The organism is Synechococcus sp. CCY 0621 (assembly GCF_019038465.1).
Classification (GTDB): Bacteria; Cyanobacteriota; Cyanobacteriia; order PCC-6307; family Cyanobiaceae; genus Cyanobium.
On the sequence record NZ_JAFKRH010000001.1, the window covers coordinates 21,593 to 43,254 of the forward strand.

Annotated in this window: 17 protein-coding genes; 7 read left to right on the forward strand and 10 right to left on the reverse strand. The window is 64.7% G+C overall.

Features of this window, described 5'->3' with window-relative positions:
* Positions 1-18: 18 nt before the first annotated feature.
* Genes KUG43_RS00130 through KUG43_RS00150 form a run of 5 tightly spaced genes read right to left on the reverse strand, consistent with a single transcriptional unit; the run spans position 19 to position 8,516 of the window.
* Positions 19-294 carry a hypothetical protein gene (locus KUG43_RS00130; protein ID WP_216905113.1) on the reverse strand — a complete coding sequence of 92 codons (276 nt, stop codon included), beginning with the start codon at positions 292-294 and terminating at the stop codon, positions 19-21.
* Positions 291-1,811: a beta-barrel domain-containing protein gene (locus KUG43_RS00135; protein WP_216905114.1), complete on the reverse strand. Its 1,521-nt coding sequence runs from the start codon at positions 1,809-1,811 to the stop codon at positions 291-293. Before KUG43_RS00135 ends, KUG43_RS00130 begins: the two co-directional genes overlap by 4 nt.
* Positions 1,811-4,762: an ABC transporter transmembrane domain-containing protein gene (locus KUG43_RS00140; RefSeq protein WP_216905115.1), complete on the reverse strand. Its 2,952-nt coding sequence runs from the start codon at positions 4,760-4,762 to the stop codon at positions 1,811-1,813. The genes KUG43_RS00135 and KUG43_RS00140 overlap by 1 nt, the downstream gene beginning before the upstream one ends.
* Positions 4,759-5,589, reverse strand: a complete 831-nt coding sequence (locus KUG43_RS00145; RefSeq protein ID WP_216905116.1) for a peptidylprolyl isomerase — start codon at positions 5,587-5,589, stop codon at positions 4,759-4,761. The genes KUG43_RS00140 and KUG43_RS00145 overlap by 4 nt, the downstream gene beginning before the upstream one ends.
* Positions 5,586-8,516, reverse strand: a complete 2,931-nt coding sequence (locus KUG43_RS00150; RefSeq protein ID WP_286194220.1) for a glycosyltransferase — start codon at positions 8,514-8,516, stop codon at positions 5,586-5,588. Before KUG43_RS00150 ends, KUG43_RS00145 begins: the two co-directional genes overlap by 4 nt.
* 55 nt (positions 8,517-8,571) lie before the next feature.
* Here KUG43_RS00150 and KUG43_RS00155 point away from each other — a divergent pair, with 55 nt between their 5' ends.
* The 6 genes from KUG43_RS00155 (at position 8,572) to KUG43_RS00180 (ending at position 13,623) form a co-directional block, all read left to right on the forward strand.
* The gene (locus tag KUG43_RS00155) at positions 8,572-10,242 is read left to right on the forward strand and encodes a hypothetical protein (RefSeq protein ID WP_216905117.1); all 1,671 of its coding nucleotides are present in this window, start codon (positions 8,572-8,574) and stop codon (positions 10,240-10,242) included.
* Positions 10,239-10,553, forward strand: a complete 315-nt coding sequence (locus tag KUG43_RS00160; protein WP_216905118.1) for a hypothetical protein — start codon at positions 10,239-10,241, stop codon at positions 10,551-10,553. The genes KUG43_RS00155 and KUG43_RS00160 overlap by 4 nt, the downstream gene beginning before the upstream one ends.
* Before the next feature lie 325 nt (positions 10,554-10,878).
* The gene (locus tag KUG43_RS00165; RefSeq protein WP_216905119.1) at positions 10,879-12,219 is read left to right on the forward strand and encodes a DUF6880 family protein; all 1,341 of its coding nucleotides are present in this window, start codon (positions 10,879-10,881) and stop codon (positions 12,217-12,219) included.
* A 72-nt stretch (positions 12,220-12,291) separates the two neighbouring features.
* On the forward strand, positions 12,292-13,116 hold the full coding sequence (locus KUG43_RS00170; RefSeq protein WP_216905120.1) for a PIN domain-containing protein: 825 nt from the start codon (positions 12,292-12,294) through the stop codon (positions 13,114-13,116).
* Positions 13,058-13,282, forward strand: a complete 225-nt coding sequence (locus KUG43_RS00175; RefSeq protein ID WP_216905121.1) for an AbrB/MazE/SpoVT family DNA-binding domain-containing protein — start codon at positions 13,058-13,060, stop codon at positions 13,280-13,282. Before KUG43_RS00170 ends, KUG43_RS00175 begins: the two co-directional genes overlap by 59 nt.
* Positions 13,279-13,623, forward strand: coding sequence for a type II toxin-antitoxin system PemK/MazF family toxin (locus KUG43_RS00180; protein WP_216905122.1), 345 nt, complete (start codon positions 13,279-13,281; stop codon positions 13,621-13,623). The genes KUG43_RS00175 and KUG43_RS00180 overlap by 4 nt, the downstream gene beginning before the upstream one ends.
* Before the next feature lie 11 nt (positions 13,624-13,634).
* Here KUG43_RS00180 and KUG43_RS00185 read toward each other — a convergent pair whose 3' ends face one another.
* Entirely contained in the window at positions 13,635-13,994 is a 360-nt protein-coding gene (locus tag KUG43_RS00185; protein WP_353617873.1) for a transposase, read from the reverse strand.
* Positions 13,995-14,579: 585 nt separating this feature from the next.
* On the opposite strand from KUG43_RS00185, the gene KUG43_RS00190 reads away from it, so the two are divergent.
* Entirely contained in the window at positions 14,580-15,716 is a 1,137-nt protein-coding gene (locus tag KUG43_RS00190; RefSeq protein WP_216905124.1) for a polysaccharide pyruvyl transferase family protein, read from the forward strand.
* Here KUG43_RS00190 and KUG43_RS00195 read toward each other — a convergent pair.
* The 4 genes from KUG43_RS00195 to KUG43_RS00210 form a co-directional block, all read right to left on the reverse strand.
* A complete protein-coding gene (locus KUG43_RS00195) occupies positions 15,705-17,861 on the reverse strand; it encodes a hypothetical protein (protein WP_216905125.1) in 2,157 nt (718 codons plus the stop codon). The genes KUG43_RS00190 and KUG43_RS00195 overlap by 12 nt on opposite strands.
* The gene (locus tag KUG43_RS00200; protein WP_216905126.1) at positions 17,858-18,562 is read right to left on the reverse strand and encodes a hypothetical protein; all 705 of its coding nucleotides are present in this window, start codon (positions 18,560-18,562) and stop codon (positions 17,858-17,860) included. Before KUG43_RS00200 ends, KUG43_RS00195 begins: the two co-directional genes overlap by 4 nt.
* A gap of 795 nt (positions 18,563-19,357) precedes the next feature.
* The gene (locus KUG43_RS17180; RefSeq protein ID WP_216905127.1) at positions 19,358-20,245 is read right to left on the reverse strand and encodes a class I SAM-dependent methyltransferase; all 888 of its coding nucleotides are present in this window, start codon (positions 20,243-20,245) and stop codon (positions 19,358-19,360) included.
* Between the two features lie 184 nt (positions 20,246-20,429).
* The gene (locus KUG43_RS00210; RefSeq protein WP_216905128.1) at positions 20,430-21,659 is read right to left on the reverse strand and encodes a glycosyltransferase family protein; all 1,230 of its coding nucleotides are present in this window, start codon (positions 21,657-21,659) and stop codon (positions 20,430-20,432) included.
* Positions 21,660-21,662 lie beyond the last annotated feature (3 nt).

Consider the following 21,662-nt stretch of genomic DNA (forward strand, 5'->3'; position numbering starts at 1 on the left):
CCCCAGTGCCGGGAGCCCTCACTCGTGGAACTCCTTCCACAGCAGCCAGTAGGTGAGGTAGCCCAGCAGGGGCAGCAGGACCATCGGGGCCAGGGCGAACAGGGTCACCACCGGCGGCAGGTGGAGCACCAACCAGAGCAGCACCAGGCCATAGGCGAGGAAGGAGAGGGCGATGCCCACCCAGCGCTGGCGCAGGCGTTCCTTGAGGCGCAGCCGCCAGGCCTTGAACCGGCGACGGCGGCGTTGCTCGGGCGGCACGAAGCGCCACCAGTCGCCCTGGGGTCGGGAGCTCACTGGGACCGCAGACGCTGGAGGTTGCGGCGCTGGTCTTCGAACAGGCCGGTGAGCAGGCTGATCATGCGCCGTTCGCGCAACTTGATGTCGGCGGTGAGGGCCATGCCTGCCTGGAGCGGCACGCTGCTTTTGTCAGGCAGGGGAATGGTCTGGCGGCCCAGTTTGAGGATGACCGGAAAGTGGAGGCCCTCGGCCTGGGTGCCGAGCACCTGGGTCTGCTCCTCGGGGGTGAGGGCATCGGAGCCGATGCGCTCCACCTTGGCCGGCAGGTAGCCGAAGGTGCTGGCAGGGAAGGTCTCGATCGAGAGTTCAGCGCTCTGGCCCACCTGCACGAAGCCGATGGCCTTGTTGGGCAGGTACACCTTGGCCCGCAGGGAGTCCTGGGGCACCACCTTCAGCAGGGGGGTGGTGGCGTTGACACCCACCACGCTGCCGGCGCTGGCGTCGACGTCGAAGACGAGGCCATCGGCGGGGGCGGTGAGCAGGCCGTACTGGATCTGAAGGCGGGCCTGGCGGATCTGGGCGTCGAGATCACTGATCTGGCGCAGGTTGGCTTCGATCGCGGTGCGCAGCTCCACATCGGTGCCGGAACCGGTGTTGACCAGCTGGGAGCGCAGGCGGGCGATCTCGCTCTCCTCTTCGGCCACGCTGGTGCGCAGGTCCTGCATCTTGTTGCGCGCCTCGAGCAGCTGCACCTCGCTGACGGCGCCATCGCGCACCAGGGACTGATAGCGGCGTTCGATGTCGGCGTAGATGCGCAGGGAATCGCGGTAGCCGGCCAGGCGGGTGGTGCTCTTGGCCAGTTCCTCCCGGGCGGCGTCCAGGCGGCTGTTGAGCTCGCGGGCGCGGTCGCGCAGCTGGTTCTGCTGGTTGGCGGTGAGGCCGGCGGTGGCGGCCTCCTCCCCGAGGGTGGCCCTGGCGACGCGGTTCTCGTTGAGCAGCCGCTCGCGGATGCTCTCGGCAGCGGCCAGCTTGCTGCGGGGCTCGCGCAGGTCGAAGCGGATCAGGGGCTGGCCCTTCCTCACCGCCTGGCCCTCCTTCACCAGCACCTCCTCCACCACGCCGGGGACGGGGGAGGCGACGTCCTTGACGGTGCTGGTGGGCTCGAGCTTGCCCGGCACGGCCACGGTTTCGGAGATCGGCGCCGTGACGCTCCAGAGGCCGAGGGCGGCCACCCCGCCCACCCCCGCCCAGACCAGCAGGCTGGAGCTGCGGCGGCTCTTGCGCAGCACCACGGTTTCCCGGAACGACCATTCTTTGGCCGCTTCCGATCCCGTTGGGGTGAGGCCGCTGCCGAAGGGGTGGCTGACGGCCGAGGGGTCGGTGGGTTCGCTGGTGGGCGGGGCCTCTTCGGCAGGCGCACCGGTGGGAAGGGAATCCTGGCCCACCAGATCGACGCGCACCGGAATCACCGGGTGGCGGCGGCTGGAGCGGGGGGAGCGCAGCCAGTCGACGCAGCCGTCGAGCAGGGACACCAGGCGGGAGGCGGGATCGGCGGAGCGGGGTGGGGTGGCCATCAGCTGAGACCCTCCTGGTTCTGGCTGCGGAAGAGGGCGTAGTACCAGCCGCGCAGCTGCATCAGCTGGCGGTGGTTGCCCTGCTCCATCACGGCGCCTTTGTCCATCAACACGATCAGGTCGGCGGGCTGGACGGTGGAGAGGCGGTGGGTGATGAAGAAGACGGTGCGGCCCCGGAAGGCCTCGAACAGGTTGATGCACACCTGGCGCTCGGTGCTGGCGTCGAGGGCGCTGGTGGCCTCGTCAAGGATCAGCATCCGGGGGTTCTGGAGCACGGCCCGGGCCAGGGCGAGGCGCTGGCGTTGGCCGCCCGAGAGGCCGGCGCCCCGCTCGCCGACGTTGGAGTTGTAGCCCTGGGGCATCTGCATGATGAAGTCGTGGGCGCAGGCGATGCGGGCGGCGCGGATCATCTCGGCGGCGGTGGCATCGGGCTTCACCATCAGCAGGTTCTCGCGGATGGTGCCGTCGAAGAGGAGCGAATCCTGGGGCACCACGCCGATCTGGCGGCGCAGGGAATAGAGCTCCACCTTGCCGATGTCGAGGCCATCGATCAGCACGCTGCCCCGCTCGGGCGAATAGAAGCGGGAGAGGAGCTTGAGCAGGGTGGATTTGCCACTGCCGGAGCCCCCCACCAGCCCCACGAAGGAGCCGGCGGGGATCTCCAGATCCACGCCATCGAGCACCAGGGGACCCTGGTCGCGGAAGCGGAAGCCCACATCGACGAACTGCACCCGGCCTTGCAGGGGGGGCAGGGGGATGTTGCTGGCCTGCTCGCTGGTCTGCTCGGTGTCGCGGTCGACCACATCGGCCACCATGCGCAGCGACTGGGTGTTGAACTGGAAGTCCTGCCAGGTGCCCACCAGTTGCACCAAGGGCTGGCGGATGTAGCCGGCGAGGATGTTGAAGGCGAACAGGGCACCCACATTCAGTTGGCCCTGGATGATCAGCCAGACGGCCACGGCGATCACCACCAGCTGGCCGAGGTTGCTGAGAAAGTTGGACAGGTTGGCGATCGCTTCGCGGGTCACCTTGAGCTTGAAGTCTTCGCCGATGTAGGCGGAATAGCGGTTCTGGAATTCCCAGCGGGTCTTGAGTTCGGCGTTCTGGGATTTGATCGTCTGGATGCCGGTGATGGCTTCGTTGAGGAAGCTGGAGGCCCGCACCGCCTGGGCCATGGTGCGGTTGATCTGGCTGCGCACCAGGGGATTGGTGACCAGGCCCACGGCGGCGATCAGGGGCAAGGTGGCCAGGGTCACCAGGGTCAGCAGGGGGCTGATGGCGAAGAGGATGGCCAGGTAGATCAGGCTGAAGCCGAAATCCACCAGGGTGGGCAGGGTCTGGCCGAGCAGGAAGTCGCGCAGGCGATCGAGCTGGGAGAAATAAAAGGTGATCTGGCCCACGGGGCGGGCATCGAAGAAGCCCTGGGGCAGCCGCACCAGCTGGTCGAGGATCGTGGCCTTGGCGTCCTGGTCGACGCGGTTGGCCAGGTCGGTGAACAGGAAGCTGCGCAGCGTCTTGAAGATGCTCTCCATCAAGGTGGCGAGCAGCATCACGCTGGCGATGCTGACCAGGGCGCCGATGTTGCGGCTGGCCACCACGCTCTGGATCAGCACCATCAGGCCGAGGGGGAAGACGAGCCGCAGGGCGTTGATCAGCACCGAGGCCACCAGGACCTCGACCAGCTCGCGGCGGTGCTGGCGCAGGAAGGGGACATACCAGCTCCAGCTGAAGCGCTGCTGCTTGGCATCGGGTTTGCGATCGAAGAGCAGCAGCTCCACCAGGCCGCCGTCGTGGGTGATCAGCTCCTCGGCCGGCACCAGCAGGGCGCCGAGTTCGGCTTCCAGCAGGCGGGCGCGGCCATCGGGTTCGACGCCATCGAGCAGGCCGAAGTGGCCGTTCTGGAACAGCAGGGCCGGGGCTGGCACGCGCCCCAGGCGGCTGGCGGGCACCCGCGAGAGCACCACCCGCAGGCCGAGGGTGTCCATGATCTGGCCGATGTTGACCAGGTTGAGCTGGTCCTGGCGCTGCAGGATGGCGTCCACCTGATCGGCGAGGGCATCGCGGTTCAGCGGCAGGCCGAAGTAGTCGGCCAGGGACTGGCAGAGGGCGATGGGCACGGCGCGGACACCGCTGGCCCGGCCCAGGGCCAGCTGGCCGCTGCGGTCGCCGGCGCGGCGCGGCGGTGGTTCGAGGGCGGGCGCGTAGGTGCCGCCCGCCCCCTCGGCCAGCACGGTGGGGGTGAGGGGGTTGGGGCCGAGCGTGATCGGCGCTTCCGCCTCCCGGGGGATCGCCAGGCCCACGAGCCGCAGCCAGGGGGCCTCGGGGCCGGGGCGCACCAGGGGACGGTGCGACCAGGGCTCGGCCAGGGGCAGGCCGCTGCTGGCGTACCAGCGGAAGCCCGGAGGCAGGCCCAGCTCTCCGGGCCCGCCCGGGGGCAGGCTGCGCAGGCGCACCTGCTCGGGCGGCAGGGGCCAGTCGTCGAGGAGGGCTTCGGCGTGGGGATCCCGTTGGGCCAGGGCCAGCAGCAGGGTGTGGAGCTCGGCGGCGCTGGGCTGGTTGGCGAACCAGGCGGCGAAGTCGGGATGGCCGCTCAGGAGGTCGCGGAAGGCGGCGGCGGGGAGTTGCAAGGCCTCCACCTCGGTGGTGGCGCGCAGGTGTTCGCAGGCGTCGCGGCGCAGCAGGCCCGCCCAGCCGGCCAGGGTTCCGGGGCCGAGGCGCTCGATCGTGCGCAGGCCCCGGCCGCTGGGGCTGGGGCCGAGACTGCGCAGCTGGCCGCTGCAGAGCAGCAGCACGCCCTCGGGCAAGACGTCTGGGCGCAGGACGGTCTGGCCGAGGCGGAAGCGCAGGGGCTCCAGCAGGGCATCGATCGCGTCGCGGCGGGCGGGGGGGAGCCGGTCGAAGGGGGCGAAGTCGTTGAGCAGTCCGCTGATGGCTCCGGGGGAGGAGGTCATGGGGCGGGGTCCTCCTGCAGCAGGGCGAGCATCGCGTCGAGGGGCGGCAGCGGCTGGCCTTCGAGGAGGAGCCGCGCCCGCTGCTCGAGCCATTCCTCGAAGAGTTCGCCCATCATGCGCTCCCTGGTGAGGTCGTTCAACTCGGCCGGCAGGAACTGTTCGAGCCTCAGCACCACCCAGCTCTCGCCAACCGCGAAGGGTTCGAACAGCTGGCCGGGGCGGCCACGGCGCAGGCGGCTGACCAGGCTCTCGTGGCCGGTGGCCAATGGCAGGGGGCCGATCTGGCCGCGGCAGTGGCGCTCGGGGCCTTCGGAATGGAGCGGGGCGAGGCTGTCGAAATCAGCTTCGCCCTCGGCGATCTGGTGGTGCAGCTCGGCGGCGAGGTCCTCACTGTCGACACGCAACAGGGAATAGACCACCTGGTCGAGCTCGGGCTTGCGCTGCAGGAAGCGCACTTCCACCTCGTCCTCCCAGCGGCAGCGCACCAGGCGCTGCAGGCGCCGTTTCTGGGTGGCGAGGATGCGCAGGTCGTCGAAGACCAGGCCGCGCTCCTTGAGCCAGCCGGGCACCTGGTCGTCGTCGCTGATGCCACGGCGCTCCAGGAAGGCGGCCATCAGGGCCTTTTCCTCCTCGATGGGCAGGGGGATGGCGTGCACGAGCTGATCGAGCACCCAGGCGCGGGCCAGGGGCCGGGCCTGGGCCTGCTGGCGGATGAGGCGGTTGAGTTCGGAGAGGGCCAGCCAGGGGCGGCCGGGGGGCAGTTCCACCACCGCCGGCTCCGGCAGGCCGGCGAGGGGTTCGGGCAGGGTGTCGCGGGGGGTGCTCATGGGGAGGGCCCCCGGTGGGGCAGCTGGAGGCGATGGAGGGCCTCGGCCATCAGGGCCAGGCCGCGCTCGCGGCTCCAGGTGGCGCTGGCGTAGCCGAAGGCGGCAGCGGCCATGGCGCGCCAGGTGTCGTCGTCGTCGTTGAGCTGGAGCACGGCCCGGCACCAGTCGTCGGGGCTGCGGGCGATCAGCACCTCCTGGCCGTGGCGCAGGCCGGTGGCCTCGGCGGCCAGGGGGCTGAGCACCTGGGGCAGGCCGTGGGCGGCGGCGGCCACCACCTTGCCCTTGAGGCCGGCGCCTGAGCGCAGCGGCGCCACGAAGACGCGGTGGCGGGCATACACCGTGGCCGGATCGGCCACCCAGCCCTCGACGACCACGCCGGCTTCGGCACCCCAGCGGGCGGCAAGCCCAGCATCGAGACCGCTGCCGTAGAGATGCAGCCGCAGCTCCGGCCGCCGCTGCTGCAGCTCCGGCCACACTTGCAGCAGGAAGGCCTCGACCGCATCGCGGTTGGGGGGATGGCCGTAGCTGCCCAGGAAGGCGAGGCCCGTGCGGCCCTCGAGGGGGGCGGGAGCCTCGGGGCCATGCACCACCCACGGGCAGGGGGCGGTGGCGGCCTCGCCGAGGGTCTCGGCCTCGATCACCGCCCGCTCCACCTCGGAATAGCTGAAGGTGAGATCCACCTGGCGCATCACGGCCAGTTCCTGGCGCTTCACCTCTTCCACCGCTTCGAGGGCGCGGCGGCCCGCTTCGCCCTGCAGACCCTCGGCGCGGGCGGCGCGCAGCTGGCGCAGGTGGTGCAGGTCGGCGTTGCAGAAGAGCAGGCGGGCCTGGGGGGCGTGGAGCTGGATGAGCGGCAGCGCCTGGGCGGCCACGGTGTAGCGGGTGAGGTAGATCAGCTCGAACTCACGGCCCCGCTCCCGCAGGAACTCCTCCAGGGACAGCACGAAGGGGGCGTGGATGAGCTCGATGCCGCTGCGCTGCAGCTCCTCGCTGTAGCTGGCCAGCCAGGCCAGGTTGAGGGGCAGCAGCGTGACCTTCCAGCCCAGGTCCTGGAGCAGGCCCATCTCGACAAGGGCCGCATGGCTGCCCGCATCGCGGTCGGGCCGGGGGGTTTCCTGATCGAGGCAGAGGGCGCGGCCGAGGATGCCGCGGTCCTTGATGGTTTCCGCGGCGGCGTGGTCGGGTTCGCGGCTGCCCTCGAAGGCGGCGGCCCATTTCTGCTGGAAGACGGGCCCGTGGACCGCCTGGAAGCGCTTGAGGCCGGTGGTGGCCTCGGTGTCGGTGCCGCAGCTCAGGCCCTCGTGGTGGATCACCCGGGCCAGGGGGGCATAGCGCACCGTGTGGCCGGCCTGTCGCACCTTGAAGGCCAGGTCAGTGTCCTCGTAGTAGGCGGGGGAGAACTCCGGACTGAAGCCACCGATCCCCTTCCACAGATCGAGGCGGATGGCCAGGGCGGCGGCGCTGACGTAGTCCACCTGGCGGGCGTAGGCGACGCGGGGATCGTGGGGGTTGCCGCCGCGGCCGTAGTTCCAGGGTTCGCCGTTGCCCCAGACGATGCCGCCGGCCTCCTGCAGGCTGCCGTCGGGGTAGAGCAGCTGGGCCCCCACCATTCCGGTGTCGCTCCAGCGCTCGAAGGGATCGAGCAGCTCCTCCAGCCAGGCGGCGCAGGGTTCGGTGTCGTTGTTGAGCAGCACCAGAAAGGGGGCGCGGGCGGCGGCGGCGCCGCTGCAGCAGGCCTGGTTGAAGCCGCGGGCGAAGTCGTGGCGGATGACGCGCACCCCGGGGGCGTCGGCAGCCAGGGCCTCGGCGGTGCCGTCGCTGGAGCCGTCGTCCACCACCACGATCTCCAACGGGATGCGGGTGGGGGCGTAGGCGATCGCCGCCAGGCAGCGGCGGGTGATGCCGTACTGGTTGTGCACCGGGATCACGACCGACACGAGGGGATCGGCCGCGATCGGCAGCTGCAGGGACTGGCGCGGCACGGCGCCGCCGTCGGGGCCGGGTTCACTGACCATGACCGCCGGGGGACCCCCTTCGCTGCGCGGCAGGGGGTGTTCCAGCAGACGCTGCAGCAGGGGCAGATCGGGGGGCAGGGGCGTGCCATCGCTGTCGGACCAGGCCAGCCAGGTGCGCAGGCTGCGGTAGCGCTCGCGGGCCAGGGGCGAGAGCTCGTCGGGGAAGGGGGGACGGGCGTGCTGCTGCAGGGCCGCCCAGGGGGTGAGATGGAAGGGCATCAGCTCGAAACGTTGATCCAGCACCTGGCCGGCGCTGGTTTCCAGCTGCAGGTGGTGGAGGCTGCCGTCCGTGAGGGCGGTGGGGAGCAGCAGCTGGAAGGGCCAGGGCTCCTCCGGCAGCGGCTCGGGGGGTGTGATCGGCAGGGTGGTGCGGCCGTCGAGGCGCAGCAGCAGGGGCTCGGGGCCACGGCCCCAGCCGTGCAGAAGGGGGGCCTCCAGCCGGGTGAAGGCGCCTTCGCGAATCGGACCGTGCTGGCGCTGCTGGTCGATTTGGCCATAGGTGGCCGCATCGAGCCGCATCGGACTGCCGGCCAATTCGGTGCCACTGGCCGCGACCAGCACCCGCAGCACCAGCCCCTGGGAAAACGGGGGCAGCGGGTGGGAGGGGCCCCACCAGAAGCGGAAGCCGCAGGGCTGCTCGATGCCCAGCGCCTGCAGATCAGGCCGGGCCTGGGCCGCCATCAGTTCGGCGACCAGCTGGTGCTGGCCGGGGTCGAGCAGGTCGTCGATCACCATCTGCAGGTGCAGTGGCGCGGCCTGGGGCTGCAGGGGCCAGGGGCAGGCCCAGCCGCACAGGCCGCCCTGCGGGCTCCAACCCTCGAGCCGGCCCACCAGGCCGGGGCGACGCCATTCAGCGAGGGAGGCGGTGGGGGTTTCCAGGGTGCCGGGCGGCTCGGCGAGCATCGCAGCCATGCTGGAATCGTTGGTGGAACGTTATTGCCGCCCTACCGCTTTGTCTCGTGTCGCCATGGACCCGGCAGGCGGAGAACCGGCGGTACGGGTGCCGCTGCGGCTGCTGCGGGAGCTGGCGCTGCCCTACCCGGCCTATCACCAGCTGATCGCGTCGCTGCGGCCCGAGGCCAGCGGGGCTGGTGAGGATCCCCTGCTGGCGGAACTGGCGGAAGCCAGTGCGGCGGCCCTGCGGGAAGCCCTGGAACACGGCCGCCTGGAGGCGGCCCTGGCCGCCCACGATGATCTGCTGGGCCATGTGATCGAGCTGGCGGCGGCGCGGCCGGAGGTGGCGACGGTGCTGTGGCAGCGCTACGGCGACCTGCTCGGCCAGCTGACGGGTCAGGTGCACGAGCGGTTGGTCCCCCGCAACGGCGAGCCGGTTGATTTCAGCCTCCCTGAACGGGCCGGCGACGGGGCGCTCTGCCTGCGCATGGCGGCGATCCTGGAGCCGACGGCGGGCCAACCCTGGACGGTGCCCGACTGGCTGCCGGTGTTGGAGCAGCAGCTGGTGCAGCACGGAGCCCTTGCCTGGCAGCAGAAGGTTTCGGTGGAGGCGGCCGCCGCCGGGCCCTGCCTGGATCTGTTCCTGCGCCTTTGCCAGCTGCTGGATCCCGTGCCGGTGTGGGTGGACCTGGCCTGCCGCACGGCGATGGGCCAGGTGATCGAAGCCCTGCCGCCCGCCGGCGCCCTGGCGGAGCCGGAGCTGGCCCTGCTGGTCGCGCGGGTGGGCCGTCTGCCGGTGGCGGCGGAGCAGCGAGCGGCCTTCGATGCCGCCCTACTGCGGGCCCGCTTCAGCCTGGAGCTGCTGCAGCAGGGCCGTGACGTCAGGCGCCCCGGCGACGGCGAGGGTGTGGAGGTGCTGGAGGCGGAATGGCTGGAGGACGAAGCGCCCGATCCTGGGGCGGCGGGCTCCCTGCCGGCGGTGGAGTGGCGCCCAGGCGCTCTGGTGGTGGAGCTGGATGCGCTGGAGCTGCAGCTGCTGCACCACGCCGAAGGGGCGGCCGAGCCCCTGGAGGAGGCCTTGGCCGAGCTGCGCCGCCGCCACCACGACAGCGACTTCTGGAACGCGCCTGCTGCGGAGGCGTTGGGGGCGGAGCCTGACCCGCTGGAGCTGCTGCGGCGCTTCGAGCTGGAGGCCGGCTTCTACGCCACCACCCAGGCACCGCTGGAGAGCCTGCGGCAGTGGGCCCGACCGGCGTTGCAGGCCCTGCTGCAGGCCCAGGTGTGGAGCGCCGCTGCGGCCACCCACGACCTGTGGCAGCCCTGGGGGCAGCCGGGTCAGCGGCGCCAACCGCCGCGCGGCTCCGAGCTGCTGGAGCGGCTCGGCGGTGGTGAGGTGCTGCTGGTGGGCGAGGGCCCCGAAGCCACCGAGGCGCTGCTGGAGGCCCACCGGGCCGGGCGGTTGTTCCCAGGGGGGGCGTTCGGCCTGCGCTGCCTGGCGGTGCCCCAGAGCCGCCACCCGCAGCGGCCCGCCGCGGGTTTCGAGTACAGCCTGGAGGCCCTGGTGGCGGCGGTGGAGGCGCTCTACCAGGAGCGGCCGTTCACGGTGCTGCTGGCCGGGGGCGGGGCCTACCGGCTGCCCCTGGCCCAGGCGATCGGCAGCCGCTACGGGGTGCTGGCGGTGGCGGGGGCCACGGGTCTGGCGGCGTGGCTGGGGGCCGAGGCGGCGCCGGAGCTGGGCCGATGAGCCCACAGGCAGGCAGAGAGTCGGACTGGCGGGCGGTGATCGCGGCCCACCCGCTCGAAAGCCACGAGGCGGCCGCGTGGTTGCGGTATGGGGTGGCCCTGAGCCAGCTGATCGAGCCCTCGGCCCAGGAGCGCCAACAGCAGCAGCAGGCCGGGCTGGCCTTTGCCCACGCCGAGGCGCTGGGGGCGTCGAAGAAGGCCGTGGCCCTGAGCCAGCGGCAGGCGACGCTGCTGGGCCTGGCCCAAGCCCTGGAACTGGCCGGGGCCGGGGCGGCAGCGGCGGCTCTGGGGCGCCTGGCCGACTGGCCGTGAATGGCGCTGTTGGGGGCACAGGAGGGGGCTGGTTGGCGGAATGCGGACTTGTGTACAGGCTGTACAGGTCTGGCGTCGGGCCCCGCGAGCCCTCCGGGTTCCCCCCGGAATCCGCCGGACGGCCTGGCGTCAACGGCGCCTACGCTCCGTTCCCAGTGGGACATTTCCCCGTCCCAGGCGCTCCTGGAGGTCCTGACCCTCCTGCTGCAGCGGCGGATTCGTTTGTGATCGTTGTGTTGCAGGGCCGGGATGTTGCCTTGGAGTGGATCCAGGCCCGTCCCCTCTGCGTCGGCGTGGTTGTCCCCTACACCCTCTGACGCCCGTTGTGACGAGCAAGCGCACCCTCAACGCCCGCAACCTGGAGGCCCTGGGGGCGGCGGCGCTGGCGGAGCTGCTGCTGGAGGTGTCGAGCGGCCAGGCGGTGATCCAGCGGCGGCTGCGGCTGGCGCTGGCGGCGGCGGAGGGGGCCGGTGGTGCCGCCCAGGAGGTGCGCAAGCGGCTGGCGGCGATCGATCGGGCCCGGACGTTTGTGGGGTCGGCCCGTCGCCCGGCGCTGCTGAGCGATCTGGAGGCCCAGCGGCAGGCGATCACCGGCCCGATCGCCGACGAAGACCCAGGGGTGGCCTGCGAGCTGCTGCTGCGCTTTCTGGAAATCTCCGCCGGGGTGCTGACGCGCTGCTCCGACAGCACCGGCGCGGTGAGCGGCGTGTTTGAGCGCGCGGCTGAACAGCTCGGACCGCTGGCGCTGGCCGCCCAGCTGGCGCCCGAGACCCTGGCCGAGCACGCCGCTGAGCTGCTGCTGGAGGACAGCCACGGGGCGTTCGACGGGCTGGTGCCGGCCCTGACGGAGGCCCTCGGCGAAGGGGGCCTGCAGCGGCTGGAGCGGGGCTGCCGCGATCGCGGCGCCCGCAACGGCAGCCGTCTGCTGCTGCAGATCGCCGAGGCCCGCGGGGATGGGGAGGGCTACCTGGGCCAGTTCAGCGTCGCGGATCTGCGCCGCCGTCCCGTGGCCGCCGACGTGGCCCGGGTGCTGCTGGCCAACGGCCGGGCGGCGCAGGCCCTGGAGATCCTCGATGGCGCCACCGCAGACAACCCAGGCCGGCTCGATGGCGCCTGGCAGGACAGCCGCCTGGCCGTTCTGGAGGCGCTGAATCGCCCCGCCGAGGCCCAGGAGATGCGCTGGCAGTGGTTTTGCCGCAGCCTCTCGATCCCCCACCTGCGCGACCACCTGCGGCACCTCGAGGCCTTCGAGGATGGCGAGGCGGAGGAGCGCGCCCTGCGGCTGGCCGAGCAGCACCCGAGCCGCCTGCTGGCACTGGAGTTCCTGGTGGCCTGGGGGGCGCTCGCCCGCGCCGCCCGCCTGGTGCTGGCCCACGCCACCGAGTGGGACGGGGAGGCCTACGCCATCCACAGCGGCGCCGCCGAGCGGCTCAGCGCCGACCACCCCCTGGCGGCCACGCTGCTGTTGCGGGCGATGGTGTGGGGGGCGCTGGAGATGGGCCGCAGCCAGCGCTACCGTTACGCCGCCGAGCACCTGCGCAGCTGCGATCTGCTCGCCGATCGCCTGGACGACTGGCAGGGCCATCCCGACCATGCCGCCTTCGTGGCGCGGCTGCTGGAGTGCTTTGGGGGGCGGTGGGGCTTCTGGCGGTTGGTGGAGGCGTGAGGCTCAGGGCAGCACTGTTTTCAGTCATGAACCATGGCCAGGTTGTGGGGAAAGCAACGGCCCTGGCGTGCGATGGAACGGGTGAACGGCAGTCACCTCAGTGCCAGTGAGCTCAATCGTCGAGGGATCGCCGCCAGTGAAGAGGCCCTGCAAAGGGGCCCGGTGCATCTGATGAAGCGGATCCATACGGCAGCGGTTGTGCTGAGCGAAAGCCACTACCTGCAGCTGTGCCAGCGGGCTTCCCTGGCCCCTGAGGTTTCTGCTTTGGAGTGGCTGGTCAGCTGCCCAGCGGCAGCGCAGGGCCGCACCAAGAAGGAGATCGATGGGCTCAAGGTTCGTGAGCCGTGGGTTCACGGCGTGAAACGGGCGCTGGCGGAACTGGCTGCCACCGACCCAGGAATGGGTACGGCCGTGAGTCGTCTCAGCTGGATGGAATGCCGTGTCGGACCTCTGCGCCGCCACGATCCAGCCACCCTGGCGACCTTTGATGCCTTTTTCTCCCGCACGGATCTCATCTGGCTGGAGCTCACGGCTGCTGTGTTTGAGCTGGCCACCGACCTGCGCGGGCGTCACAGCCTGCGCACGCCGGTTGCGCTGCAGGTCGCCTGTTGCCTCCAGCTAGGTGGTGGGGCGGTGATGAACACCAGAGATCCGCCCGTTCGGAAGGGGACGCACTTCGATCTGCTGGCCTGGCCGAGCACCGTGATGGCGCAGCAGCTCAGCCAGGATCGCGATCAGCCCGCACCTCAGGGGAAGGCATGGAATCGAACCCGTAAGGACGCCTTACGACAAGGAGGCCTCCGGCCTAAAGTGGTGTTCAGTGACTGGTTTGCCAGCGATGGAGGTCGCCACACTCACCGCCAAGGGGCAGGTCACGGTGCCGAAGGCGGTGCGTGAGGCCCTGGGATTGCGGCAAGGCGATCAACTCAGTTGGGAGCTTGAGGACGGTTCGGTGCGCGTGCGGGCCGTGGCGCCGTTGGATCTGGCCTATCTGCAGGGGCTGGAGAGCAGCCTGAACGAGTGGAGCAGCCCGGAGGACGAGGAGGCGTTCCGCGATCTGTGAGCGTCCTCGACCGCCATACGGTGGTTCGGGTGCCGTTCCCCTTCACGGATCGGGAGGCCCCGAAGCTAAGGCCGGCCTTGGTGCTCTCCCAGCCCGAATTCCAGCGAGGCTGCGGCCATCTGCTGCTGGCGATGATCACATCAGCGCGGCAATCCTCGTGGCCCCTCGATTGGCCCATTGAAGATCTGCAGGCCGCCGGCCTGCCCCAGCCCTGCCTGGTGCGTTTCAAGCTGTTCACCCTGGATGAGCGGCTGGTGCTGGGGAGCCTGGGTTCTTTGGCCGCCGCCGATCGGACAGGTGTAGCGGCCCGGCTGGGCAAGCTTCTACCCACTGGGCCGTGAGCAAGGCCCCCTCAAGGCTCGCAGGCGGGCAGGCCCGACAGCAGGCGGCAGAGGGGACAGGGCTGACTGAAAGTCACTTCAAGCTGTTTCTGCTGGGCTGGTGCCAACCCAACACAGCATTCGGTGGATGTCATGCGCCACTGCCATTGGCCAGCACGGATTGACCGAAAGCTGTTGCAGCGCAACAGGTTGAGAGCCAAGGTGCGCAGCAGGGCCAGGACCTGCACCCCATGGCGCTGGCTGTAGCGTTGGGCGTCCTCACCGACCTGTGTGTCGCGGGGCCAATGCCACTGGTTTTCGATCGCCCAGCGTTGCCGCATCAGGCGCAGCAACGCTTTTGGGCTGGTTCGCAGGGCGGGATGTAGACGCAGTCTGCCGGTAAGGAATTATCTTCATAGTTGACATTTAGAGAGTACCGACTATTGATCTGGCATGCATCGGCTTAAGACATAAACTTGATCAGTTCGTATGCGTTTCGGATCTCAGTTTATGGCTAAAGATAGAGTGATTCCTTTAGGAGTCTGAAAGAACTTACCTGATTGTCGGTGGCTTTTGAAGACTGGGGTAAGCCAGCAGCGCGCCTACGGAAAGTCTACTGATTGAAAGGGGAGATTGCGTATACAGGTGAACGATGTGCCCATCAAGAGATCTGCCCGATGATCATCATGAACAGACCAAGTGAGCGTTGGGAGCGTCGGAGAGTTTAAAGAGTCTGCAATGTGGGATTAGGTGCCGTCCAGTCCTGATGAGATGCTCACGTCTTCAGTGGATACTCAGATGAAATTCAGAACAAACCAGAGATTCTAAGGGTCTGCAGGCGCAGAAACGTTCACGCTAGCTTCCCTGCAGTTCCAGTGAAGACCCTTACAATGGGTTGGCAACATTGTAGGGGTTAAGGTTGTTGGAACTTGTTTCCATAAGCTAAAGGCCATTCATCTCTGATCAATCTTCGAATCATGCCTCCACAAACGTTCTACATCTATGGCTACTATGGATCAAAGAATGCCGGCGACGAGGCCTTTCGATTAGCATTTCGGCATATACTTCCATCGCATTCAAGTCTTCGATTCATCAGGCCATCAGAACTCGCAGACAACTTGGATCTCAGTAGCCAGATCCGTCAGGATGTTGCTGCTGGCAAAGCGCGCTTAATTGTGGGCGGTGGCGCAATTATTGGCGAGCCCTACTTCTGGGCTCATTTGCCAGCCGAAACACCATTTCATGTGATTAGTGCTGACATTGGATCACAGGACAATCTTGTCAATAGGTACATTCCTAGCCTCGCCCAGATGCAAACATCCTGGATTCGTAGCGAGACTGATGCGGCACAGCTTCGAAAATTGACATCCTTAGATCGCAGTATCTCATACCTACCCGATATCGTGCATTCGCTTGGGCCGAGTCCTGAAGATAGTCAGGTGGTTGCCAGCCTTGACCGAGCAACCCGTAATCGTCGGCTTTTGGAACTCATGGAGAAATATTGCGAAAATACGCAGAGTCCAGACAAGTTAAGAGATAAAAACATGGCCATATTCTTGTCTGATCATTATTATGACTACAAGACTATTCAAAGCGGAAATGTGCTTGAAGCTCTTGAGCGCGAGGCTTCCGACAGGATATTCCTCCGTAATCTACGACTCTCCTTTGATGAGATCAGTCCGTACTATAATCTCTATTTCTTTAGCCTAAGCTACTGGTATAATTCAATTGACGCTTTTGTCGGATATCGCCTGGCGAGGGCCTCCAGTCAGTCAGTTCAATACAATATTCTATCTCGCTATATCGATCCGGCTGAGATCTTGAGTTTGATGCCCTATTTTGACACAGCTGTTTCGATGAAGTTTCACGGCTTGATCTTCCCCTTGACGGCCGGCATTCCAGTGATGAATATTGGCAACTCAAAAAAGAATCAAGACCTTGCGCGCCAAATGGGTATCGTATCAGTGTCGCCAGAAGAGATGACGATGCCATTGTTTATGACAGCACTCAAGCAAGTTGAGTCTATTGAGTATTCTACGTCACTGACTGAAAGTCAGCGACTCGCAAGAGAGGCGATCCACGTGACATTCTCTAATCCTGACTTATGGGACTAAGGAATGAAAAAGCTCATCATTGTCAATGAGATTGATTAGGTCTTTCATATTTACCGTGATGACGCATGTTCTGCAGTCAAACAGATTAAAGAAGATACGAACTTCCTCCCTCTGCACCAATACCGAGCTCACGTAGCAGACACCTTCATTCTTGCGAAAGCCATGATCCTTGGCAAGGGCCTGTGTATTCACTGATAGGATTGGCTCACGGCTTATGCTCATCGGCTCAAGGCTTTCGCTTGAGATAGTCATCAGAAATTGGTCATAGATATATGAACCTAGTCGACGTCGGTGAACGATCATTGCAAGGCCTCGTTCTTCCTTCCCATCGTGCAGCATGAAGGGATGTGCACTATTGCGAATTGGGCAGTTTAAAGCGGCTGGTAGATTCAGCGTTTTATGATGAACTTGATGCCAATCTAGTAGGCTGCTATCGGCACGGAAGACTTGCCAAGGCTGGACTGAATAGAACAGGTAAGCTTGATTGTCCTTTTCATGGATGAGCCAGTTCTTTTCGAAGCCGCTTGGCAACTGAGAAGTGTTCTGATGGTGTTCGCTAAGCCGATGCAGGATTGGCAATCCCTCAAAATGAATGACGCCCTGTTCAGGGTCTAAGCGCCCCAATGCTTGGACGACTAGCATGTCGTCGATGGTATTGTTCGCGGCTGCATTCGTGGAAATTTTGGGTAGCCATTTCTGATAGCGAGTTCGAGATAAAATGACTGCTCCAATGGCGTAGATGTTGCCTTGATAGGCGAATAGCCTCAAGTCTTCTATCTTACACTCACTTGGATAGCCGATGTAGACTAATGGCTTGACTTGAAGCCTTTTAGGATCTGCTAAACTGCCTGAGGCGGGCTGCTCCCATCCTAGGAAGTTAATCGATGGATGTCGTCCAACATCCGCACGTCGTCCAGACCAGCTGTCAAAATTTCGTTCATAACGCCACGTAGAAACTACCGTCTCTTGAGTTGCTAGCAGTGATTGGTTCATCACCCCCGACGGACCATGGCCGGATAGCCCTCTGACGATGGCATAGCGATCCGAAAGATGTTGACAAGGAGTCAGTGAAAATCCTGCCATCTCGCTTTGAACGAGGAGTCCTTCCACCAGGCAACTGCGCGTTGATTTCGGGGAGAGCAGGGAAGCTGTCCTGTCCGCACCGACCAGTGTTTCCTGCACCGGTGATTCCATGGCCTTGTGAAGAAAGGCACCATCCCCCAGTTGATAGTCAGCGGGATCCCTGAACACTAAGGTCGACATGCTGTCGATAACAGGTCCATAGCATGAATCGACGAGTAGAAATTCGGAAGGTCTTGTTAGGGGTTTAGGGCTTAGCAGAAGATAGGCATCAATGCCACGGTTGAGGGAAAATGGGACCGGCTTACGGCTATCGAAGTAGGTGGAAAAACTATGAAAGCCGGGTTTGGAGATTGAGACCTTGCGGGTGGAGAGCGGAGCGCATATCAGCGAATCTTTTTTGTGACTAAGCTTTTTCAGTAATGGCGTGACTTCAGCCACCAGATGAAAGAGTCGCATCTCGCCGACGATGGCAATGAATGGATGGGGGATCAGAAGATACGCGTGGTACCCATCGTGCGGTTGGTTAGCGGCGATTTGGAGATGCCATAATCCACCCCCAAGGGACTCCTTGCCAACATAGATCGATTCGTCGCTAGCTCTGGACATGCCATCTCTCTGTGACTCCATGCCGAAGTAATTGGCCAGTTGGTTGCCGAAGCAGAACTGGTCAACCTGGTGCGATGTCTCCAGCTGCGTACTTTGATGGAGGATCTCGGATTCTTGAATTTCCTGATCGAGACCATGCAGGAACCAAGCCTCATGGCTGCGGTCGTCGTAGACACCATGGAAGGCACACAGGAAGCGATAGCGCAGCAGCAATTCGGTGACAGTTGTCAGCCGTTGCTTCTGGCTTGAGTGCAAGGCCAGCGACTGGTAATAGGCGAATACCAGGGATTCACCTAAGCCCGCCTTTGCTTCTTGCAAGAGCACCGATTTCTCGATGCGTTGGAGGCCGCCGGCTAGGAGCAGAGCGGCTGACGCTGTGAAGTGCTCAGAGATGCCAATGACCTTCAGCAGTTCAGATGCGATTGGAGCCAGCGGCTCCCCAGCTTGATGGTTCACGACGCGGCTATCAAGGTAAGTCTGAAGTCACGCAGGACTCGATGGTAAGTGTCATCAATGATGGAATCCTGGTGCTGGGGCAGAATCTTCTCAAGCGGAATGTCACCGAGTCTTTCGGCCGGTAGCGATTGCAGCTGCTGTTGGAGTGAGCCATAGAGTCCAGCACTGATTGGGGGATCTTGGAAGCCCTTGATGCGCCATTTGAGTAGCTCTTTTATTGTCAGGTGCGGTGTGCATTGGCAGCTAGAGCATTCATGAGACTCCCTGAGACTAGTGATCAGAATGCGTATCATCTTCCGGCGCTCTTTGTTGATATTGCGATGCACATAATGAACCACATCGCCGAGATCGTGCGGAATCATGTCGGGATGCAGGAGATCGGAGGCCCTCAGGGCATTGGCATGGCAAAGATCTGGCATGAGAAGCTCCAGGGAAGCAGCGGCAAAGTGGTGCACTGCAGCAAGAGCACTGACCTGGTGCTCCATGATGTCTGAATCCGCCAGAGGTAAAGCCAAATGGGCAAATCCAATCCAGTTACGTCGTCTTAGTGCGGCAACACTTGTCCAATATCGAAACCAATAATTGCAGGCATCTCTCTGGAGGGCTTCTGCAAAGTCGCTATATCCGTCGACCCCACTCACTTCGGCCAGCAATCCCTTGAGTGCATGAGTCCAGGCCTCGTCAGGGGCTAGCTCTTGCATGCGGCCAACGCAATCGCGGAGGCTGTCAGAATCGTTGGCCCGGTGGGCCTGCAAGCCATTCGCTACCAGGCCCTGCTGCTGAAGCTCATCTCTTTTCTTCCCAATGGGTTCTATGCATGAGAGTGGCTGTCTTGGAGGACTTGTGCTTTCTGATCTCACGCAATGGTCGCCATCGACTTCGGCTAGGTTTGATAACTTCTCCCACACCTCTGGCGATCTGGGATGATGCAATAGGCTCTTTCTTAGCTTTACAGCAACTGAATGTAGTTCCATGCCGGCCCCGGGAAGTTTGAGCAGAAGTGATCGGAAGGATTCGGATGGGAGGTGGAATGAGTCTCTTCGTTCTCTGAATGCATGCAACCAATACCATTTCGCATTCAGTGTCGTTGCCTCCGGATTGGGACTTGACATCACAGAATGATTCTGACGTATGTCTATCAAGGGCGAGTAAGTAGCTGATGAGAGTAGCCTTGAGTGCACTGTAAGTATGAATGAGCCCAGGGTGACAATCTGTGCCGTCTGCTCCGCTCGGTGATTGATCGGGCTTCGCTTGGCGGTACTGCCGGTTGTCCCAGTGACTTCTGCTGGATTTGAATCGTTTGGCTTCCTTGAATCAATGCTTTGCGGATTGGGATGCTTTCGACAGAATCTAGATCGTTATCTTGCTGCAGATCATCCATCTTCAGATGGACTCGTTGATGACGTGCTTGTCTGAACAGATCCCTGTCAACGAGGAATCCCACCTGGTATAGGTGCAGAGTCCTTGGCGGGTGAGGTCTGCCCTGTAGTGGGCTGTTAACGGTTGGCCGTAATCACCAAAATCCCGGGTAGATCCGCGCCCAGAATCCCATGCTTCCAGCTGGAAATGTGTTGGATGCTGGCATCGCAAAAGCCTGCCACTACGAGTTGCTCAATCAACTCCCAGCCTGGAATGCGATACACCACTGTTCCTGAATCCACTGGATCGCCATGTCGTTCTGCTATGTCGAGAAAAACTGGTGCTCCACCGTTTGGATCAGGCAGGGCTTTGATGATCGACTGCCGTTGGCCAAATGCCATCGGGCAGGTGGCGACGAGTTGACCTCCAGGCCGTAGTACCCGCACGATCTCTTTGAATGCAACGTCAAGATCTCTCACCTGCTCAAAGATTTCGTTGCATAGAACCAGATCAAAGCTCGCATCAGGAAAGGTGAGCGAACATAAATCCTGATGGAGCATCTCAAGATCCACGCTCTGGCCCTTCTCCACAAGCTCGCTGCAAATCAGTCGATTCTTTGCTAGATGCTTGCGTAGCCAGTCGGTCATCCCTGATGGGCTCTCTGCGAAAAAAATATCAAGCTGTTCCAGGGCCTCCAGGGTCCCATAGCATGCTTCCAGTGTATGGAGAAGGCCGCGATTGCGGCTCAGGAGTCCATTGGCGATGATGGATTCTCGATAGTTTGATCCTAGGATCTGAATGGACTCCGGAGGCATGTATCTCCCTGAGAGTGGTTCAACAAACCCCAAAGCCCTGGTGACTTCAATGCATTGCTCAAGGAGGGTTCCCTTCTGCAGCAGGGTTGGCAGATCATCCCTGAACTCTTCGAAGCTCTCATAACTACGAGATTGATCGTGCAGTGCCAGTACGTCTTCGCAAGGCATCGACAGCGGGCGGTTGGGGTTATCCACCAGGTGTTTACTCACGAGCTACACAATCCTAAGTCAATCGGCTGCCCCAGCAAGGCTGCCATTCCCCAAGGCATGGCTCAGACAGCATGCTTCATGGGCGAGGACGGGAGCAGGGTCCCGCTGCAGCCAGCAGGCTGCGGCAAAACGGAAGAGAGCTCCCATGCCATTGGCAACATCCTCCGACCCTGCCAATAGCGAATTACAGCACCTTCAAGCTGAACTGGGGTGCCATGGAAGACATGCCCCAGGCCGCCACAACATCAGTTCCGCTCCACACCACAAGTTCGACCAAATCTCCGATATGCACGTTGCCGCTCAACCCTCCCGTGGTCTCCCGTTGCACGTCGTACGGCCTCAGGGCTTCCGCTTGCCAGGGGAACTCCAGCGTCGGTCGACTTAGGTCCAGCGCTGCACCGTTCTCCAGCACCGGGAACACCCGAATCCGTGCCTGGCCGGCGATCGACAGCGACACGGCCAGGGTCTGGCCCGCGCGCATCAGGGCATAGACCGGAACTCCGGGGACCAGGCTGCCGCTCAGAGTGTCATGGGGGAGGCCCTGGTTGAACGGGGCGCAGGCCTGCGCCGCCAGCTCCCGGATCGCCTCGGGCACCTGCAGAGGATCGGCGGTACGGAAGAACTGCTGGTCCGGGAGGCCGATCGCATCCGCCATCGCCCGGCTGTACACCGACGACTGCACCTCTCGGCTGAACTCTCCCCGGCCGAAGAACTGTCGCGCCGCCTGGAAGCTGCCCTGCAGTCCTTCGTCGCCGTGCAGGTGGAAGTAGAGGCAGTTGTAGAAGCCGAACTTGATGCTGGCGCCGTAGGGGCTGCGCACGGTGGTGAGGTGGGCGCCGCCGCAGAGGGCCTCCGGCAGGAAGTCCTCGCTGGCCACCGCCGCCTGCTCCACCCCCACCAGCCAGAGGTAGTCGAGGTGGCGGGCGGCCGTGATCGCCCCGCGCTTGAAGGCGAACGGTTTGCGGGCCACCAGCGGGCTTCCCAGCTTGCCGCACACCAGATTCAGATAGGTGAAATTGACGCAGTCGAAGCTGGCCACCAGCGCCCGGCTCTCCCAGAAGCGTTCCACCGCCGCCCGGTCGAGCAGCAGAAGTTCATCGGCATCCACCGACAGCACCACATCGCCGCTGGCCAGTCCGTAGCCATGGATCCGCTTCTCCCGCTCGCCGGCGAACACGCCGTGGTGGTAGTGGATCGGCACCCCCAGCCGCCGGGCGAGCCCTGCGAACAGCCCGGCGGCCCGCGGGCTGGGCTGCTCCAGATCCCGCCCCACCAGCGGTTCGAGCAGGTCTCGGGTGAACTGGAATGGTCCGTCGTTCACCACGATCTCGTCGACCCAGGCGAGCCGCTCCACCACCCGCTCGATGAAATCGAAGTCCTCGAAGAACTGGATCACCACCGAGACGCTGGCCATCTG

Coding starts and splice junctions, on each gene's coding strand:
- KUG43_RS00135 (WP_216905114.1), bottom strand. CDS start 1,811: ATGGCCACCCCACCCCGCTCCGCCGATCCCGCCTCCCGCCTGGTGTCC.
- KUG43_RS00140 (WP_216905115.1), bottom strand. CDS start 4,762: ATGACCTCCTCCCCCGGAGCCATCAGCGGACTGCTCAACGACTTCGCC.
- KUG43_RS00145 (WP_216905116.1), bottom strand. CDS start 5,589: ATGAGCACCCCCCGCGACACCCTGCCCGAACCCCTCGCCGGCCTGCCG.
- KUG43_RS00150 (WP_286194220.1), bottom strand. CDS start 8,516: ATGGCTGCGATGCTCGCCGAGCCGCCCGGCACCCTGGAAACCCCCACC.
- KUG43_RS00155 (WP_216905117.1), top strand. CDS start 8,572: ATGGACCCGGCAGGCGGAGAACCGGCGGTACGGGTGCCGCTGCGGCTG.
- KUG43_RS00160 (WP_216905118.1), top strand. CDS start 10,239: ATGAGCCCACAGGCAGGCAGAGAGTCGGACTGGCGGGCGGTGATCGCG.
- KUG43_RS00170 (WP_216905120.1), top strand. CDS start 12,292: ATGGAACGGGTGAACGGCAGTCACCTCAGTGCCAGTGAGCTCAATCGT.
- KUG43_RS00175 (WP_216905121.1), top strand. CDS start 13,058: ATGGAGGTCGCCACACTCACCGCCAAGGGGCAGGTCACGGTGCCGAAG.
- KUG43_RS00190 (WP_216905124.1), top strand. CDS start 14,580: ATGCCTCCACAAACGTTCTACATCTATGGCTACTATGGATCAAAGAAT.
- KUG43_RS00200 (WP_216905126.1), bottom strand. CDS start 18,562: ATGCAAGAGCTAGCCCCTGACGAGGCCTGGACTCATGCACTCAAGGGA.
- KUG43_RS00210 (WP_216905128.1), bottom strand. CDS start 21,659: ATGGCCAGCGTCTCGGTGGTGATCCAGTTCTTCGAGGACTTCGATTTC.